The sequence below is a fragment of the Pelatocladus sp. genome, from assembly GCF_059505505.1.
The window spans coordinates 1-17,704 of record NZ_JCACKS010000028.1; the positions used below are offsets into that span (position 1 = coordinate 1).

The window sequence follows — 17,704 nt, forward strand, 5'->3', positions numbered from 1 at the left end:
GGTAGTTGTTTTGAGCGTTTAGGCGACGTTTGACGGTCGCAGCGAGAGTTTTACTCTGTCCGCAGAATCTCAGTTGGCTTTAGCCCTGAGAGTGTCAATTTTATTAATTATGGGGATTTCTCTGTTAAGGGTTCCCCGTTCCCTCTTACCTTATAATTACTTAGGTCCAAGAAAACGAGTAGCGAAATTTTGCTCTCTTGTTGGTGATAGCGCCCTTGCTTTGAGAATAGCAGCCATCAAAAAAGCGTAAGATAATACACCGACAACCACTAACAATAAACCGTTGATAGTCCCTGTAGCATTCCATAAAGCATGAAGTCCTGCGGCAGTTAAATAGCCGACTAGCAAAATCTGCCAACTTTTTCTGGGTTTGAGAACAGCTAAACCGATGAAGTAGCCTAGATAGCCACTATAAGCCATATGTCCGGCCACAGAACCCAAGATACGGGGAATCAGCAGTTGCAATCCTGCTAGTTGCCCAGCACCATCTCCAGCCTGAAAAGTTACGCTTTGAATGATTTGCGGTACATACTGACCTAGTGTCTCTAACAGAGTAAAGCCTACAGCAGAAGCGGTTCCCAGAAGAATACCATCAAGAGGTTCCCAGACACCGACACGCTCGCGCCAAGGTGATGATAAACTTCTGGCGATCGCATAAATTCCAAGTACTGGTAGGGCTTTGAGTAATTCCTCCATTAACCCAGCGCCAAAAAAGTATCGGATCAGTAATTCTGTAAAGGTAACAGATTCCTGGGGATTTGTAGGCAGATTACCAGGGAGAAATTCGCGAAAGAAGAAGATCATAAAATCTGTCAGAGGACTCAGCAAGATTAACATTGTTGTCAATCCTGAAGCCATCAACACCCACCAAGGCTTACGTTTGCCACACAACTGGTAAATAAAATAATAAGCAGCAAAAGCAATGTAAGTACCAACCACTACTTGATTAGCTTGGGGATCACCAACCGTAGCAAACATCAACACTACAAAAACGACCGTGAGAACACCAGGTATAAGATAAGCTTTACGAGTTAAATCTTTGCCAGTGGAAATAATGGGAAACAGTTGTGTAAAGCTAACCGAAGAATCTGGAATGTTCTGTGTTTGGTAGCCAGCTGGCGGCAGCGATGTGACTTCGGCCATGGAAGATATTACCGTAGATTGGTGGTTAAATTCGTATTCAAACAACAATTCCGGCCCATCATAGCCAAGAGTAATGCGATCGCCACTCATCAATTGCTGACAACCCTGCAAGCGTTGTCCATTGAGATAAGTACCATTAGCACTGTTCAAATCACAAATTACCCAACCTAATTCGTTATCTGGGGAGGGAGGAAGAGGACGAACCACCGCATGACGACGAGATACCATTCGGTACATCATGGCATCTAAGACAACTTGACAGCTAGGGTCGCGTCCAATGACTAATTCTTTTGTGGGAAACAGCGAATAGCGAAAATCAGATCCATAAGCTGTCCCATTACCAGACACTAGCCGCAGAAATGCATTTCGTCTTGCGTTTTTGCCCGTCATCGAGTTGCAGGGTATAAACTATTTCACAAAATAACTGGTATTAGGACTTAATCCTAACTATACCAATTAGCAGAATTGCTAAATCCACTATAGCTTTACTCTTTGCTTACGAATGAGAAATTATAAAAATCAAAATATAATGATATTTTTTGGTGCTGATATTCAAAAATATAATATCAGCTTTATGCATTGGATGAGCTTAACTGGTTGATTCAGTTATCAGTTACCAGTTATCAGTTTTGTCACTTAGGTAACTTCCTTAAGTATAGTCTTTCAGGAATTTTTACTGTTCACTGATAACTGTTCACTGAATTTAAGCAACTTTAGCAATCTCGGCATGTTCAATCTTTGTACCAAGTACCTTCAAAAATTCTGCTAGACAACGAGGATGAACTGGCCAAGCAGGTGCAGTTACTAAGTTACCATCAACTATTGCCTCATCCACTGGAATATCGACATAAATTCCACCTGCACGACTTATATACGGTTTACAAGCACGATAGGTCGAGACAGAGAGTACAACTCCTTCTTTCTAATACATCTACTGCTGCTGCTAGTAATTGCAAACCTTGACAAATAGCAGCAATGATTTTGTTTGTTTGAGCAAAGTATCGAGTAATTTCTAATACTTTCTGGTTCAAACGAAATTTAGTATTATTAAACACCTTTGATGAAAAACTGAGTTTCAGTAATACTAACTTGACTTACCGACTACGTATGCTCACAATTCTAAAAACTTTATAACAAGTTAAATTCCCTCAAAGCTGGTAAAAAGTTTTGATTTTCATGATCAGAACGACTCAGTTTAATGAGAGCAAAACGTTGCAAATTACTGAGATTTGACCATTGTGCAACAGTGATATTCACGCCTATTTCTTGAGCTTTTTCATTCACACTTGTTGGTACAGTATTAGTATCTATCCATGCTGGATGAGATTCAATCGGTAATTCAGCTACAGGTGTACCGTTACGTTTTAAAATCAATTCTTGGATATAACCGCCATAAGCTCTAATCTCAGATTCTGTAGTGCAAGGTAGTTCAACAAGATGTTGACGCTCTAATTGAGTCATGTGATTCCAATCTGATAATTTTAGTTTGATCCCACTAGTGTCGAGCTTATAACGCACCTGCATAGGTATGCAACGTAGAGAATCAACAAAATCCGTCTCAAATTGAAAAAAATCTGTTGCCATAAATTTAAACAAAAATAACTAATAACTATTTATTAATCACTAATTTCTAATTAATCTAGAGACGTATTATGGTACGTCTCTACAATCAAGCACCAACTTCACCTAATGTCTTGCATTCGTTCGACGAATAATCCAATAACTAATTGAAAGAGAAAGTATAGCTATTCCTAAACCGATAATATCAATACCAGAAACTTTTTCTAAATCCAAAATAATAATTTTACGTGCTACAGCAATTAAAGAAGTCACAATCACTAATTCTACTTGTAAAACATGTTTTTTGAGATATCCTGTGATATTTTCAAGGATTTCTAAAGCAATTAAAATATTTAAAAACAAGCCAAAAATCTTAAATAAAGTTGTGTTAAATTTAGCGTAGGGTGTGTCAAATAATTCTTTCAACAGAAAAATACCTAAATCAAACACAGCTACAAAAATTACCACCAGCATCAAAACAGAGAGAATTTTTGATACAAGCACCTCTATATTTTCAATTAGGTGCATAAAACCTTCATCTTTTCCTGTTTCCCGAATTTGCTTAAATAACTTTCTCATCTGCCACACCTTCTAGTACATAATCGGTGATAGCAATTACATAACTTGGTTATGATTCCGAGGTCAAGCCCTGGATCAAAGTAAAATTTTATCAACAATGTACCTTAAGCCAAGTTATTAACCAGTTATCTACGTTGTAGCTTTTTAGTTTAGTGGCTGTAGATCGGTTTGAGCGATCGCATAACCTAAATAATCATGATGTTAGGTATTGTAAAATCGAATATCTCTGGAAAATGGAAAATAAATTGCGCCAACATTATTGTTAATCATAGATAAAATATTATAGATAATATTAGATATAATTATATTTTTTACACAAATGGTAAAAACTTGGTTTAGAAGGACTTTGGGAGTTACCAGGTAGAGGAGGAAAACTTTAAAGTCCAGCAAACCATTCATATCCTTGATCTTCCCAATAACCTTTTAATGGAAATAAACTACTAACCACAGTAATTCTGGTGATCCATTTACTTTGCTTGTAACCAAGTTTAATCGGTGAAGCCAAACGCAAAGGCGCACCATTATCTCTTGGTAGAAGCTCATCATTTTTTTGATAAGCTAACAATGTTTGAGGATGTAATGCAGAAGCAATATCCCAGCTAGAATAATAGCCATCTGCTGATTGAAAATAGACATATTTGACATTCTTTTGAGGTTGGGAAAGTGCTACGATTTCTCGCAGGCGTACACCACCCCATTGCACAATCGCCGCCCAACCTTCTACGCATACATGGCGAATAATCATCGTAGTCATAGGCAAAGCTTGAATATCGCTTATGCTCAGACTCAGGGGATTATTCACCTCACCATCAACTACCAAACGATATTTAGTTGGATCAATAACCGGAGTACCTCTAAAGCTATTGACGATCAAAGCTGCTGATTGAATTTCACTCTGAGAAAATTCAGGTACAGGTTGTTGTGATTTAAATAATAAAGCTTCTACTTTCTGATTTAACGGTTCAGAAACTTCACCTACAATATCTTCTAATATTGGTACACCACAACCACCAAGAAGAAAACTCATACTAGATAGTCCAGATATTGTTAAAAACTGACGCCGTGATAATTTATGAATTAAAGACATAATTTATTGGTAATTGGTAATTGGTAATTGGTAGTTATACTAAAAACGGCTTAAAACTGTCATTCTGAACGAAGTGAAGAATCTCCGAGATACTTTGCTACATTACGTTTAGCTCAGTATGACATAAGTCCAAGTTTTACCAGTTTGCAGTATAATCAAACTTTATTCTGCTCCCCGCTCCCCTTCACCAAAACATTGAATCTGTCAATTGCGAACCACCTGCTTTTTTTCCCAACCACCAATGAATAAGAACAAAAATAATCACGAGTGGTACTGAACCAAAGTGAACAATTCTCAATGCTTGCCAACTGCCAAATATATCAACAATCCAGGGAAACTGAGCAGGTTTATACATTCCTATACCTGTAAATAATGCTAAAAGGAGTATGGGAATTATACTTGTGTAAACTATACGATGCCAAGCATAAATCAGGCGTTTGAAATTTTGAGTTTTTTGTAATGCTTTGATATCATTCGCACTTACAAATCGGTGTCGCCAGCGACGGGTAATTAAAACATAAAATCCATACCACAAAAGATTAAGTGAAAATAGCCACATCGCAGCAAAATGCCAATGTCTTCCTCCTGCTAGCCAACCACCCAAAGTAAATATTGGTGGAATATGCAAACCTGCTCTTCCACCGAAAACAGGGTTAGCATTGTAAATTTGCAGTCCGCTAGTGAGCATGATAAACAGGCTAATTATATTAATCCAGTGAAAAATTTTAGCTCCCCTTGCTTGGGTTGGTAACTTTTGATGCTTAGAAGTAACATTTACGCTCATAAATATTCACTCAATATTGCACCTGGAACAAATAATAAAGAAAAATAGACTTATTAAAAATAAACTTTAGCGGTTTTCAGTCATGCTGAGAGACTTAAGGAGACTTTTATTTCATGTTCGCTTGAACACTGATATTATCTGCCCGTGTTAGTAATGAATTACCTAATAGTTGGATGATCGAAGACCGCTCCTTCCAAGCATTGCAGTGGTAATATAAAGTGATTATCTAAACTTGATATTAACCTTTTCATTTTTTATTTTCTACAACTTATTTCAGAAGTTTTATTTTTACGCATATCTCTGAGGAACTATTAACAGGCTGACGCAGTTAGTGTCAGTCGAACGGGAACATCGAACATCAACTGTACTGAGTTTTTTTAAGCGCAGAGCGCAGGCTATGCCAACAAAAATCAAATCTGATTTCTATATATAACAAGCTTACTTGACAAAAACAGAGATGATAAAGCGGAAGTATAAAATTTTTATAAGTCGACTTATAAATCTTATTTTCATAATTTTTAAAAAATATTATTTACCTTGACTAGGGTTTTTGGTGGTAGCCGATTTTTCAATTTGTTTAGCTACTGGTACGATAATAAAAATATCCTATTGATCCTATTAAATTGTAAAATATTTTCTAACCCTGATAATTATAGAAAAATTTTTGAGGCAATATAAGATACAGTAAGAGCCGATAACTGATGACTATAGATGAAGTAATACTTCTATTAAAAGCAAGCTTACCTAATGCACTGACATCACTGCAAGAATTAATATTGCGTTCTTCTTGGCAAGGAAAAACCTACAATAACATAGCGCTAGAAGCGCACTACGGAGAAGAGCGAGTTAGGAAAGTTGCTTCTAATTTATGGCAATTGATGAGTGATTTCTGGAAAGAATCGATAAACAAATCCAACTTTCGTCAGATTCTCGAACCTCGCCAACTCAGTAGAACACAGCACCAGTTGATTAGAGAATATCATCGTGCTGCTACAGCAGTATCCTTAGAATTCCCCGCAGGGCCAGTATCCCTCAATTCTAGATTTTACATTCCTCGCCCACCAATTGAGGAATTAGCTTACACAGAAATTGCTGAACCAGGAAGTGTTATCTGCATCAAAGCGCCCAAAAAAATGGGTAAAAGCTCTCTAATTTTAAGGATTTTGGCTCATGCAACCAAGCTTGGCTATAAAACGGTAAGCTTGGACTTTCAACAAGCAGATAAAGCAGTATTTGTCAATCTTGATAAATTTTTGCGCTGGTTTTGTGCCAATCTTAGTAGAGAGTTACAGCTAGAACCGAGACTCAATGAGTTTTGGGATGAGGATATGGGTAGTAAAATTAGCTGTTCTCTGTATATCCAGACATACTTGCTACAGTCAATCAAAACTCCCCTCGTCCTAGTATTGAATGAGGTGGATTGGGTATTTGACTATCCAGAAATTGCTTCAGAATTTTTGCCATTATTACGTTCGTGGTATGAACAAGCAAAACGAGTAAGTGTTTTGCAAAAACTTCGCATCGTCATGGCTTACTCAACGGAATTTTTTCTATCTTTGAAGGTAAATCAATCTCCATTTAATATTGGTTTACCACTGCGGCTACCACCATTTACAAAAGAGCAAGTGCAGAATTTAGCCCAGTGTCATGGATTAGACTGGACAGATCACTCTGATGCTGATCAATTAATGACAATGCTAGGGGGACATCCTTACTTAGTGAGATTGGCATTGTATCATCTTATCGGTAAGGGCGGCTTAGAAAAGAATTTAGAACAGATATTGCAACAAGCACCTACAGACACAGGAATTTATAGAGACTACTTGAGTCAGTACATGCTGATTCTGCAACAAGAAACACAATTAGCAGATGCATTTCGTGAAGTGGTTACAGCTATAGAGCCTGTACAAATGGAACCAATGCTGGCATATAAATTACATAGTACCGGGCTTGTGAAATTGGAGGGCGATCGCGTTAGTGTAGCATGTCAATTATTTCGCCTGTATTTTCGAGAAAAACTCAATATTAGTGATAATGCCAGCAGTTTGCGTGTGGCAGAATTAGAAAAAGAAAACCAACAATTACGTATTCTCTCAAGTTTAGATGAATTAACGCAGTTAGCTAATCGCCGTTATTTTCATACCTATTTGCAACTTGAATGGCAACGTTCAATGCGTGAATGTACTCCCTTATCAATGATTTTATGCGATATTGATTATTTCAAAATTTACAATAAAACCTATGGAAATAGTGCTGGAGATATTTGTTTACAACAAATTGCTCATACTATCCGTGAGAGTATTAAAAATTTGTTGTTAAATAATCATCTCTCCTATGTCAGCACAGCTTTAGGTACAGAAAATTCTCGCAATCCAAATACTGAAGACGAAGATCATTCATCATTGCTAGCTCGTTATGGGGGAGAGGAATTTGCTATTTTGGTAGATATAGACGCAGTTAATGCTGTATACATCGCTGAAAAAATTCGCGAACAAGTCAAAGCTTTAGCAATTACCTGTGAATATCCTGGTATTGGTGGTTTACCTGCTAACGTTTTAACTGTGAGTGTAGGTGTTGCTAGCATGACTCCTGAAGAGGAAAGCGAACCTGAATTTTTAGTCAACACAGCAGAAAAAGCTCTTTACCAAGCCAAAAGAAAAGGACGCGATCGCGTAGTTCTAGGTTAGTTAATTATCTGAAACTCATTGCGAGCCAACGACACCACAATATTTTCAGCATTTACTTCGATCAGCCAGCGATCGCTTAGTCTACCATCAGACAGTTGTTCTGGACAACGAACAACTCCAATTTTGCCAGCAACATAAGCCGGTTCTAGAATTAATACTTTGGCTCCTACCTGAATATTCTCTGAGTTATGCAATTGCTGTGTTAGTTATATAAGTAAAATCCGAAGTTAATAATAACCCGAAATTAACCTTTTCTTAATCTAATTTTAAGTAGTGAACATAATAAAAAATACTCAAGGTGTATTATTGATGAATTTATACCTTGGGATGCTCCCGGTGATTGTCTTCGTGTCTTCTTTTACAGATGAGCTAAGTTAGTAGATGAGTAGCAAAACTCGTAAAGAAGCTTGAATAGCTAACCAATACTAGAGAAGCCTAGACTAGACTAGAGACGTTAAGTAATCAGTAAAGGAATTATGATGAGCGATCGCGACTACACCTTAATCATCGATAAAAGCGGTAGCATGTCAACTCCCGATCAAGTTGGTGGTAGAAGTCGATGGGAGATTGCTCAAGAATCTACCCTCGCTTTAGCACGTAAATGTGAACAATTTGACCCAGATGGAATTACAGTTTATGTATTTTCTGGGAGATTTAAACGCTACGACGATGTTACCTCCGCCAAGGTAGCACAGATATTTTTGGAAAATGACCCATCTGGTACAACAAATTTAGCAGGTGTACTTCAAGACGTAACCAATAATTACTTTCAACGCAAAACAGCAGGAAAAACCAAAGCCAATGGTGAGACAATTTTAGTGATCACCGATGGTGAACCAGACGATCGCAAAGCCGTATTTGAGGTCATTATTAGTGCAACTCGCCAGATGGAACGCGATGAAGAACTAGGAATTTCCATCATTCAAGTGGGTAATGACGCCCAAGCAACTAAGTTTTTGAAAGCTTTAGATGATCAAATGCAAAGTGTCGGTGCAAAATTTGATATCTGCGACACAATCACCCTTGACGACATGGAAGATATGAGCCTTGCAGATGTTTTAATGAATGCAGTAACTGATTAATTTGTCATTGGTTAAGTGTTAACAACCAACACCCAACTATCAACAACTAACCGCTAACTGGAGAATAAAAAAATGCTAGAAAATCGTGACTATACTCTAATTATTGATAAAAGTGGCAGTATGGCAACTCCTGATCAAAAAGGTGGTAGAAGTCGATGGCTAGCTGCACAAGAATCTACTTTTGCTCTAGCAAGTAAATGCGAACAATTTGATCCAGATGGCATTACTATTTATTTATTTTCTGGTAGATTTAAACGGTATGAAAATGTGACATCAAGTAAAGTATCACAAATATTCCAAGAAAACGATCCAGCCGGAACCACTGACTTAGCAGCAGTATTAAAACACGCTACTGATAATTATTTTGAACGGAAATCAGCAGGTCAAACTAAATCAAATGGTGAAACAATTTTAGTTGTCACAGATGGTGAACCAGATGATCGTAAAGCTGTTATGAAAGTAATTATAGAAGCTTCTCGGCTTATAGATAGAGATGAAGAACTAGCTATTTCTTTTATTCAAGTTGGCAAAGATGCTCATGCAACTCGTTTTCTGAAAGTATTAGATGACGAATTACAAACTGCTGGTGCAAAGTTTGATATTTGCGACACCATGACAATGGATGACATGGAAGACATGAGTTTATCTGAAGTCCTTATGAATGCCATTAATGATTAAGTAGTTAGGCAAAATTAAATTCTTTGTGGAGGTAAGGGAACAGGGAATAGCTTGAAGAATGTGTAATTAATTTTGTAATGGTACTTAACTATCAATCTTTAAAAATCAAAAAATAAACCTCTAAAAGTGAATCCCTGCACTATTTTTTCCACCAGATAACTAAATACTGAATATTTTGATATGCAGTAAATCAGGAGTTAAATATCGTGGACTCTATTGATAAGCTGTTAGCAGAACTGCAAGCTGAATATCAGCAACAAAGCAATGAACAGCCCAAACAACAACCAAATACAGCAACACCAAACATTCATCAACCATCTTCAAAATCAGCATCTTTAATAGATAAACTTTTAGAAGAAGTAAAGACTGATTTTGCAGAACAAGACCAAGCAGAAAAGTTAAGAATACAGCAAAAATTAGAACAAGAAAAGATTAAACAAGAACAAATTAAAGCTAAACAAAGGGAGGTTTTGAAACAACAAGCCAAAGATTGGTTAGCTAAGTTAGATCCTTTCTCGCCGGAGGGATTGTGGTTTGAAAGATTTGCGGAAAGATATTCATCAAAATTAGAAGCAGCAATAGATTATTTGCAAGCTAACGAGTAGATTTAGTGTCAACTCTTGATTTTGTCGTAATATTGAACAGCCCAATCATGCATTGCATAAAGAATTGGTTTGAGACTTTCCCCTAGAGGTGTTAGTGAATATTCAACTTTTGGCGGAATTTGTGCATAAACTTGACGATGAATAATCCCATCTTCTTCCATTTCTCGCAGTTGCTGCGTCAGCATTTTTTGTGTAATTCCTGGTAAAGATCTTTGCAATTCACCAAAGCGCTTTATCCCCATCATTAATTCTCTAATAATCAATACTTTCCAACGTCCACCGATTATCTTCAGTGTTGTTTCCACTTCACACGTCAGTCTGTTGGGATTTTCGGCTTCAGCTTTCATCTCAAACCTCCAGGAGACCCTGACTTTACCTGGTACTCCAGGTCAGTGGTGGGTTGTTGACGCTTTTTATTTTACTAAAGGTTTACTGCTCGTAAGAAGCTCAGTTTATGAAAAAATAGGGCTTCTATAGCAATCCTAAATCATAAGCCCTTTGGGCAGGCTGCACCAACGTGAGAAACTTGGAAACAATTTGACCAATAAAATTCGCTACTACATAAATAAAGTCCACCTAAGTAAACTTTATAAAATAACCCACGCAGGCGGGTTTCGTATGTGTAGCCGTGATTTATAATCGCCAGGACTGAATAAAATTTTACTTAAAATGTAAAATTTAAGAATGTTTGTAGTGGTGTAAAGAACACCAACTACAAACGGTGTGTAGCTTTGATTCAAAGAATGTGGTACTAGATTTTCACAGAAGTAAAGTTTAGGAGCTTTCACTTCTATATTTTCTATGGGTAAAAGAAAATCGACTTATGCAGTTTTGCGATAAAAACAGAAAAGAAAACACAAAGAGCGATCGCACCTCATGAGCAATCACAATAAAACTCTTGGACTAGATAAATCTCTTTATGACTACTTGCTTTCAGTATCTTTGCGAGAGCCAGAAGTTTTAACTCAACTGCGTCAAGAGACGGCGCAGCAACCTATGGCTACTATGCAGATTGCACCCGAACAAGGACAGTTTTTAGCTTTGCTAGTCAAGTTAATTGGAGCCAAAAAAACTTTAGATATTGGTGTATTTACTGGCTATAGTTCTTTAGTAGTAGCTTTGGCTTTACCAGCAGACGGTAAAGTTATAGCTTGCGATGTTGATGAAGAATATACAGCGATCGCTCGCCGTTATTGGCACAAAGCAGGCGTAGCAGATAAAATCAGTTTGCACATTGCTCCAGCCTTGGAAACTTTAGAAAAACTCATCGCAGCCAAAGAAGCTGAAACATTTGATTTTGCTTTTATTGACGCCGACAAAAGCAACTATGACAACTACTACGAACTAGCTTTGCAACTCGTGCGTCGGGGCGGACTGATTGCGATCGATAATGTCTTATGGTCAGGTCGAGTTGCAGATTCTCAACAACAAGACAATAGAACTAACAAAATTCGGGCTTTTAATCAAAAACTGCATCAAGATCAAAGAATTACAATCAGCATGGTAGCGATCGCTGACGGTTTAACCTTAGCAATGAAAAATTAGAAATTTAGCCTGCGATTGAAATCGCAGTCTCATAGTGAAAGTCTGCTTAAACTAGACAGCTTGATTTATTTGAGTCGTATTCATACGACTTGCACTATTAGCAAAGCAGAATATTGAAAAAAATAACTTTCAATCTTATTGGTGGTAATTCCATTGAATAGCGAACCAGTATCCCAAAAAATTTCTGATTCTGAGCGATCGCCATTTCAACTCTGGTTGGCTTTATTAAGTGTAGGATTGGGCTTGACAATGTTTACACTTGATAGTAGTACAGTCAACATTGCCCTACCGACAATTACCAAGGCTTTTGACACTCACTTAGCTATTACCCAATGGGTGATTATCAGCTATCTAATTGTTTTTACGGCTCTGATTTTCAGCGTTGCTCGTTTGGGTAATATACTTGGCAGACAGAAATTATTCCAAGCTGGATTAACTTTGTTTACCATCAGCTCATTACTGTGTGGGTTAGCACCTGGAATTAGCTGGTTGATTGGCTTTCGAGTCTTACAAGGATGCGGTGCTGTGCTAATTGTGGGATTGGGAATAACGATTATTACTGAGTTGTTTGCTCATACCTCACAATATGGATTAGCCCTAAGTCTTGCTGCGGTGACGCTTTCTATCGGTTCTGTGTTAGGCTCGGCAATTGGTGGTTTACTGGTTATGCTTGGTGATTGGCGGGCGATCTTCCTAATTAATCTTCCCATAGGAATGATTGCGATTTTGTTATTTGCTTGGTGTGTTCCACCTTCCCAAAATCGCCGTCATCAACAAGAACACTTTGATGGACTGGGAGTAATTCTGCTGGTGCTAGTGATGGTTAACTTAGCGTTGGCGATCAGCGAAGCACAAAAACAAGGCTTTCACAGTGTGATCGCTCTGATCTTACTAATTATTGCCATCATCGGTTTAATTGTTTTGGTTTTGGTTGAGTCTCGAAGCAGACAACCGATCATTGATTTGTCTTTGTTTGACAACCGCATCCTCAGTATCAATCTGTTGACTATGGTAGTAGTTTACATAGTCATGGCATCTCGGTTATTAATCTACCCTTTTTTCTTAGAATTAGTTTTGCAGTATCCAACTGAGCAAGTGGGAATGTTAATGATCACTTTACCAATCAGTAACGCCATCATTGCACCTATATCAAGACGTTTTGCTGATCGGTTTGGTAGTCATCGCTTGATTCCCATTGGTTTGATGTTGTTAGCATCTGGATGTATGCTGGCTAGTACCTTTAGTACCCAGTTAACACCCTTGGGTTACGTACTTAGAGATATGGTGATGGGTACAGGTTTAGCGATATGGCGATCGCCCAATAATGTCGCAACCATGAGTATTGCTCCTCAAGACAAAATCGGTGTTGTTTCAGGGTTACTAAATGAATCATCTTTGGTTGGTCAAACTCTGGGAACTCCGTTAGCATCAGCTTTGTTTGTCACATTTATCTTCAGTGTTGTCAATCTACCCAATACAACACCGCTTGTATCTATGCCACTTCCAGCATTGGTTTTTGCCATGCACAGGACATTTTTGATTTTGGCAATCTTCCTGGGAATTATGCTTGTCATCAATATATTGTTTCAAATTAAACAAAATATTCTCAGCAATAATTCGTAAATTATGAGGAGCATCTCAAATGTTCAAAACCCGCCTGCGATTTCAATCCCAGTCTTGTAGTCTTGTAGGGTGTGTTGTACTGCACAACGCACCATCGACTTACATTGTGAATGCATCGACTTACATCAGGTTTGCTTGATTACTTAATAATTCCCTTTGAACCCCACCCCGGTTTTGTCTAACGCCAAAACCGCCCCTCCCCGCTTGCGCTTAGGGGATTAAGGGGTGGGGTGCAATGACTGTGGAAAGTATAACTAAATAAAAATAGATTGACAATTAACCAATCTTTCTATAAAACATTACCGTCGGTTAACACTCGGAACGTAGCTTTAATTTATAGTTAATCCCCAATCCCCAATCCCCGATCTCCGTACTCTATGAGAAGTCGCTTACGCGTCTACGCGTAGCGTCTCCTCTGGAGAATCCCCAATCCCCAATCCCCGTACTCTGTGAGAAGTCGCTTGCGCGTCTACGCGTAGCGTCTCCTCTGGAGAATCCCCAATCCCCGATCCCCTATATTTTTATGACTGCAATCGATCCCAACAAAATGGCGACTTTACAGATAGAAGACGATCGCACAGGTTTAAATATTGAAACCTTGCGGCGAGCGATGGCAGATAATCTGTTCTATATTCAGGGTAAATATCCTGAGATTGCTACAGAAAATGATTTTTACATGGCGCTGGCTTATACAGTGCGCGATCGCTTACTCAAACGTTGGATCAGCACAACCAGATCATATATTAAAAATCATGTCAAGGTTGTTTGCTATCTCTCAGCCGAATTTCTTATGGGGCCACACTTAGCAAATAACTTGATTAATTTGGATATTTATGAGCAAATACACAAAGCAGTTGTAGAATCAGGATTAAATCTGGAAGAATTAATTGAGCAAGAAGAAGAGCCTGGTTTAGGTAATGGTGGTTTAGGTCGGCTTGCTGCTTGCTACATGGATTCTCTGGCTTCATTGGAAATCCCAGCAATTGGCTACGGTATTCGTTACGAATTTGGTATTTTTGACCAAGAAATTCGTGATGGTTGGCAAGTCGAAATCACTGACAAATGGTTACAGTGGGGTAATCCTTGGGAAATTCCGCGTCCAGAGGTAGCATATGAAGTTAAATTGGGTGGGCATACGGAACCTTACACTGATCAACATGGTAATTATCGAGTACGCTGGATTCCTGACCAGATAATCAAAGGTATTGCTTACGACACACCCATACTAGGCTATAAAGTCAATACTACTAATATCCTCCGCCTGTGGAAAGCTGAAGCCCCTGAATCATTTGATTTTCACTCATTCAATATCGGTGACTACTATGGCGCAGTTAATAAAAAGGTTGTTTCAGAAAACATTTCCAAAGTTCTCTATCCCAACGATGAACAAGTTCAAGGTAAACAACTGCGTTTAGAACAGCAATATTTCTTTGTTTCCTGTTCTCTCCAGAATATGATTCGCATTCATTTAGATCGTGCTGGTAAGAGTATGGAAAGTTTTCACGAATATTTTGCTGTTCAACTAAATGATACTCACCCTGCGATTGGTGTAGCAGAACTAATGCGGTTATTGTTGGACGAACATCAATTTGGTTGGGAACAAGCTTGGGATATTACCCAAAAGACTTTTGGTTATACGAATCACACTCTACTACCAGAAGCTTTAGAAAAGTGGTCTATTAGCTTGTTCGGTAAATTGCTACCTCGTCATTTGGAAATCATCTACGAAATCAATCGTCGCTTCCTTGATCAAGTGCGGTTACAAGATCCTTACGATCAGGGTAAAATTGCCAGACTATCGCTGATTGATGAAACAGGTGATAGATATGTTCGTATGGCTAACTTAGCATGTATTGGTAGTCATGCTATTAATGGTGTAGCAGCGTTACACACACAATTGTTGAAACAAACAATTCTGCGAGATTTTTATCAATTGTGGCCACAGAAATTCAGCAATAAAACGAACGGAGTTACACCACGACGTTGGATCGTTTTAAGCAATCCCGGCTTGACTAGTTTAATTTCTAGTAAAATCGGTGATAACTGGATTAAGCATCTTGAAGACCTCAAACAGTTAGAAAGCTTTGTTGAAGATAGTAATTTCCGTCAACAATGGCAAGAAATTAAGTTAGAAACTAAGCGCAATTTAGCAAATTACATTCAAAAGAAAACTGGTATTGTTGTTAATCCAGAATCTCTGTTTGATATTCAAGTCAAGCGCATTCACGAGTATAAGCGTCAACATCTGAATGTACTACACATCATTAGTTTGTATAACCGCATTAAGCATAATCGGGATCTTGAGATTATCCCGCGTACATTCATTTTTGGTGGTAAAGCTGCACCCGGTTACTATATGGCCAAGCTGATCATTAAATTGATCAACTCCGTAGCAGAGATTGTTAATGCTGATCCTTATGTACGCGATCGCATCAAAGTTGTCTTTTTGCCAGACTATAATGTGACTTTGGGTCAAAAAGTATACCCCGCTGCTGATTTGTCAGAGCAAATTTCCACTGCTGGTTTAGAAGCTTCTGGTACTGGAAATATGAAGTTTTCTATGAATGGAGCGTTAACAATTGGTACTCTTGATGGTGCCAATGTCGAAATTCGTCAAGAAGTAGGAGAAGAAAATTTCTTCTTATTTGGACTGCGAACTCAAGAAGTCCAAGCGCTCAAATCCCAAGGTTACAATCCTTGGAATTACTATAATTCCAACCCCCAACTTAAAGAAGTAATAGACTTAATTGCTTCCGGAATTTTCTCTCATGGTGATCTAAATCTGTTTCGTCCTCTGCTCGATTCTCTACTCCACCACGATCCATTTTTACTACTTGCTGACTACCAATCTTACATTGATTGTCAACAGCAAGTGAGTCAAGCCTATGGCGACAAGGATAATTGGACTCGGATGTCAATTTTGAATGTAGCGCGCATGGGTAAATTTTCCTCGGATCGCTCGATTCAAGAGTATTGCGAGGAAATTTGGCAGGCACAACCACTGACTATAAAATTAGAAGAATATGTTCAGTCGAAAGCTGGTTTAAAAGTTTAACCGAAGAAAGGCAGAAGGTTAAATAAAAATTAATAAAATACGGGAGCATCCCAAATGTTTAAAATCCCCGCTCCGCGAGAAAGGGGAGTGTCAATGCAGTATTTTAAAATGTGGTGTAGTTAAAATGCATTGTCATGCTTGAACCAGCAGAAACCGTCAAAATCTTTCAAAAACAGCCCACAATCAAAACTTTTTCCAGTGGTCAAACCATCTTTACAGATGGTGAAATTGGGGATTGCATGTATGGCATTTTGAATGGAGAGGTAGAGTTATGTATCGATGGTAAAGTGGTCGAAACTATTCATCGAGGAGATGTATTTGGGATGGGAGCATTAGTGGTTCCAGAACAAACCAGAGCATCGACAGCAGTTGCTAAAAGCAATTGTGAATTGGCGATCTTAGACCGAAATGGTTTTCTGTTCGCCGTGCAAGAAACCCCCATGTTTGCACTACTCGTGATGCGAAGTTACTCCGAACGTTTACGCATTCTCAAACGTTCTATTTAATACTTAGTATTGCTGATTTCATGTATGAAAATGATTTTGCATAATGCCAAAATCTTTGTAGAGACACGATATATCGTGTCTCTACATTCGGATTCATACCGCATTCAGCAACGCCTAATACTTTATTTGCAGACCTTCAGTTATCAGCCATCAGCAAACAAACCTGATAACTGTTAACTGATTACTGATAATTGAAACTTATGCAACCACGTACCCGTAATACAAAAGTCGTCGCTACTATTGGTCCAGCCAGCAATTCACGGGAAATGCTGACAAAAATGATTCAAGCTGGGATGAATGTAGCTCGCTTGAATTTTTCTCACGGTAGCTACGACGATCACGCTAAAACAATAACATTGTTGCGATCGCTCGAAAAAGAATTAGACACTGCGGTGAGTCTGCTACAAGACTTGCAAGGGCCAAAAATCAGAGTTGGTCAATTACCTAACGGTGCGATCGCTCTAACAGAAGGAGAATTAATCACTTTAGTACCAGTGTCTAAATTCTCGAATCAACCCGATACAATTGCTATTGATTATCCTCTGCTGGCAGAAGATGCTCAAAGTGGAAATCAAATTCTTTTAGACGATGGTTTATTAGAACTTAAGGTAGAAGAAATACAAGAAGATGCTGTGTTATGCAGGATTATACGGGGGGGTATTCTTAAAAGTCGTAAAGGCGTGAATTTTCCCCATCTCAATTTACAGTTACCTTCTTTAAGCTGTTATGCATTTAAATTGTGATGACAGCGTCGCCTTTATTTTTGAGTT

16 protein-coding genes and 1 pseudogene are annotated in these 17,704 nt (G+C 38.3%); 9 read left to right on the plus strand and 8 right to left on the minus strand.

Going from position 1 to position 17,704, the window contains the following annotated elements; all coding sequences use genetic code 11:
* Positions 1-156 precede the first annotated feature (156 nt).
* The 6 genes and pseudogenes from AC5JMK_RS02985 to AC5JMK_RS03010 form a co-directional block, all read right to left on the minus strand.
* Complete coding sequence (locus AC5JMK_RS02985; RefSeq protein WP_096676895.1) at positions 157-1,533, minus strand: PrsW family glutamic-type intramembrane protease; 1,377 nt, start codon at positions 1,531-1,533, stop codon at positions 157-159.
* 313 nt (positions 1,534-1,846) lie between these two features.
* A pseudogene (locus AC5JMK_RS02990) lies at positions 1,847-2,177 on the minus strand (DJ-1/PfpI family protein); the annotation flags it as partial.
* A 94-nt stretch (positions 2,178-2,271) separates the two neighbouring features.
* Positions 2,272-2,727: a nitrate reductase associated protein gene (locus tag AC5JMK_RS02995; RefSeq protein ID WP_096676896.1), complete on the minus strand. Its 456-nt coding sequence runs from the start codon at positions 2,725-2,727 to the stop codon at positions 2,272-2,274.
* 102 nt (positions 2,728-2,829) lie between these two features.
* The gene (locus AC5JMK_RS03000; RefSeq protein WP_096676897.1) at positions 2,830-3,282 is read right to left on the minus strand and encodes a phosphate-starvation-inducible PsiE family protein; all 453 of its coding nucleotides are present in this window, start codon (positions 3,280-3,282) and stop codon (positions 2,830-2,832) included.
* Positions 3,283-3,658: 376 nt separating this feature from the next.
* Positions 3,659-4,369 carry a molybdopterin-dependent oxidoreductase gene (locus AC5JMK_RS03005; RefSeq protein WP_096676898.1) on the minus strand — a complete coding sequence of 237 codons (711 nt, stop codon included), beginning with the start codon at positions 4,367-4,369 and terminating at the stop codon, positions 3,659-3,661.
* Between the two features lie 184 nt (positions 4,370-4,553).
* Positions 4,554-5,153 (minus strand): cytochrome b/b6 domain-containing protein, encoded by a 600-nt coding sequence (locus AC5JMK_RS03010; protein WP_096676899.1) that lies wholly within the window; start codon positions 5,151-5,153, stop codon positions 4,554-4,556.
* 701 nt (positions 5,154-5,854) lie between these two features.
* Between AC5JMK_RS03010 and AC5JMK_RS03015 the strand changes: the two genes are divergently transcribed.
* Positions 5,855-7,840 carry an AAA-like domain-containing protein gene (locus AC5JMK_RS03015; RefSeq protein ID WP_096676900.1) on the plus strand — a complete coding sequence of 662 codons (1,986 nt, stop codon included), beginning with the start codon at positions 5,855-5,857 and terminating at the stop codon, positions 7,838-7,840.
* On the opposite strand, the gene AC5JMK_RS03020 is transcribed toward AC5JMK_RS03015, so the two are convergent.
* Positions 7,837-8,034, minus strand: coding sequence for a hypothetical protein (locus AC5JMK_RS03020; RefSeq protein ID WP_096676901.1), 198 nt, complete (start codon positions 8,032-8,034; stop codon positions 7,837-7,839). The genes AC5JMK_RS03015 and AC5JMK_RS03020 overlap by 4 nt on opposite strands.
* 282 nt (positions 8,035-8,316) lie before the next feature.
* On the opposite strand from AC5JMK_RS03020, the gene AC5JMK_RS03025 reads away from it, so the two are divergent.
* From AC5JMK_RS03025 to AC5JMK_RS03035, 3 genes are all read left to right on the plus strand, one after another.
* Positions 8,317-8,922 carry a vWA domain-containing protein gene (locus AC5JMK_RS03025; protein WP_096676902.1) on the plus strand — a complete coding sequence of 202 codons (606 nt, stop codon included), beginning with the start codon at positions 8,317-8,319 and terminating at the stop codon, positions 8,920-8,922.
* Between the two features lie 72 nt (positions 8,923-8,994).
* A complete protein-coding gene (locus AC5JMK_RS03030) occupies positions 8,995-9,600 on the plus strand; it encodes a vWA domain-containing protein (RefSeq protein ID WP_096676903.1) in 606 nt (201 codons plus the stop codon).
* 206 nt (positions 9,601-9,806) lie between these two features.
* Entirely contained in the window at positions 9,807-10,205 is a 399-nt protein-coding gene (locus AC5JMK_RS03035) for a salt stress protein, Slr1339 family (protein ID WP_096676904.1), read from the plus strand.
* Positions 10,206-10,213: 8 nt separating this feature from the next.
* Here the strand turns inward: AC5JMK_RS03035 and AC5JMK_RS03040 are convergent, their stop codons facing one another.
* The gene (locus tag AC5JMK_RS03040; RefSeq protein WP_096676905.1) at positions 10,214-10,552 is read right to left on the minus strand and encodes a winged helix-turn-helix transcriptional regulator; all 339 of its coding nucleotides are present in this window, start codon (positions 10,550-10,552) and stop codon (positions 10,214-10,216) included.
* 529 nt (positions 10,553-11,081) lie between these two features.
* Here AC5JMK_RS03040 and AC5JMK_RS03045 point away from each other — a divergent pair.
* The 5 genes from AC5JMK_RS03045 (at position 11,082) to AC5JMK_RS03065 (ending at position 17,677) form a co-directional block, all read left to right on the plus strand.
* Positions 11,082-11,750 carry a class I SAM-dependent methyltransferase gene (locus tag AC5JMK_RS03045; RefSeq protein ID WP_096676906.1) on the plus strand — a complete coding sequence of 223 codons (669 nt, stop codon included), beginning with the start codon at positions 11,082-11,084 and terminating at the stop codon, positions 11,748-11,750.
* A 153-nt stretch (positions 11,751-11,903) separates the two neighbouring features.
* Positions 11,904-13,373 (plus strand): MFS transporter, encoded by a 1,470-nt coding sequence (locus AC5JMK_RS03050; protein ID WP_495909368.1) that lies wholly within the window; start codon positions 11,904-11,906, stop codon positions 13,371-13,373.
* 523 nt (positions 13,374-13,896) lie between these two features.
* Positions 13,897-16,428, plus strand: coding sequence for a glycogen/starch/alpha-glucan phosphorylase (locus tag AC5JMK_RS03055; RefSeq protein ID WP_096676908.1), 2,532 nt, complete (start codon positions 13,897-13,899; stop codon positions 16,426-16,428).
* Positions 16,429-16,562: 134 nt separating this feature from the next.
* Entirely contained in the window at positions 16,563-16,934 is a 372-nt protein-coding gene (locus AC5JMK_RS03060; protein ID WP_096676909.1) for a cyclic nucleotide-binding domain-containing protein, read from the plus strand.
* Positions 16,935-17,134: 200 nt separating this feature from the next.
* Positions 17,135-17,677, plus strand: coding sequence for a pyruvate kinase (locus AC5JMK_RS03065; RefSeq protein WP_495909369.1), 543 nt, complete (start codon positions 17,135-17,137; stop codon positions 17,675-17,677).
* Positions 17,678-17,704: the final 27 nt, after the last annotated feature.

Excerpts from the sequence above, each read along its gene's own strand:
- AC5JMK_RS03060 (WP_096676909.1), top strand. The coding sequence starts at position 16,563 with ATGCTTGAACCAGCAGAAACCGTCAAAATCTTTCAAAAACAGCCCACA.
- AC5JMK_RS03000 (WP_096676897.1), bottom strand. The coding sequence starts at position 3,282 with ATGAGAAAGTTATTTAAGCAAATTCGGGAAACAGGAAAAGATGAAGGT.
- AC5JMK_RS03045 (WP_096676906.1), top strand. The coding sequence starts at position 11,082 with ATGAGCAATCACAATAAAACTCTTGGACTAGATAAATCTCTTTATGAC.
- AC5JMK_RS03015 (WP_096676900.1), top strand. The coding sequence starts at position 5,855 with ATGACTATAGATGAAGTAATACTTCTATTAAAAGCAAGCTTACCTAAT.
- AC5JMK_RS03010 (WP_096676899.1), bottom strand. The coding sequence starts at position 5,153 with ATGAGCGTAAATGTTACTTCTAAGCATCAAAAGTTACCAACCCAAGCA.
- AC5JMK_RS03040 (WP_096676905.1), bottom strand. The coding sequence starts at position 10,552 with ATGAAAGCTGAAGCCGAAAATCCCAACAGACTGACGTGTGAAGTGGAA.
- AC5JMK_RS03030 (WP_096676903.1), top strand. The coding sequence starts at position 8,995 with ATGCTAGAAAATCGTGACTATACTCTAATTATTGATAAAAGTGGCAGT.
- AC5JMK_RS02985 (WP_096676895.1), bottom strand. The coding sequence starts at position 1,533 with ATGACGGGCAAAAACGCAAGACGAAATGCATTTCTGCGGCTAGTGTCT.
- AC5JMK_RS03055 (WP_096676908.1), top strand. The coding sequence starts at position 13,897 with ATGACTGCAATCGATCCCAACAAAATGGCGACTTTACAGATAGAAGAC.
- AC5JMK_RS03005 (WP_096676898.1), bottom strand. The coding sequence starts at position 4,369 with ATGTCTTTAATTCATAAATTATCACGGCGTCAGTTTTTAACAATATCT.
- AC5JMK_RS03025 (WP_096676902.1), top strand. The coding sequence starts at position 8,317 with ATGATGAGCGATCGCGACTACACCTTAATCATCGATAAAAGCGGTAGC.
- AC5JMK_RS02995 (WP_096676896.1), bottom strand. The coding sequence starts at position 2,727 with ATGGCAACAGATTTTTTTCAATTTGAGACGGATTTTGTTGATTCTCTA.
- AC5JMK_RS03065 (WP_495909369.1), top strand. The coding sequence starts at position 17,135 with ATGCAACCACGTACCCGTAATACAAAAGTCGTCGCTACTATTGGTCCA.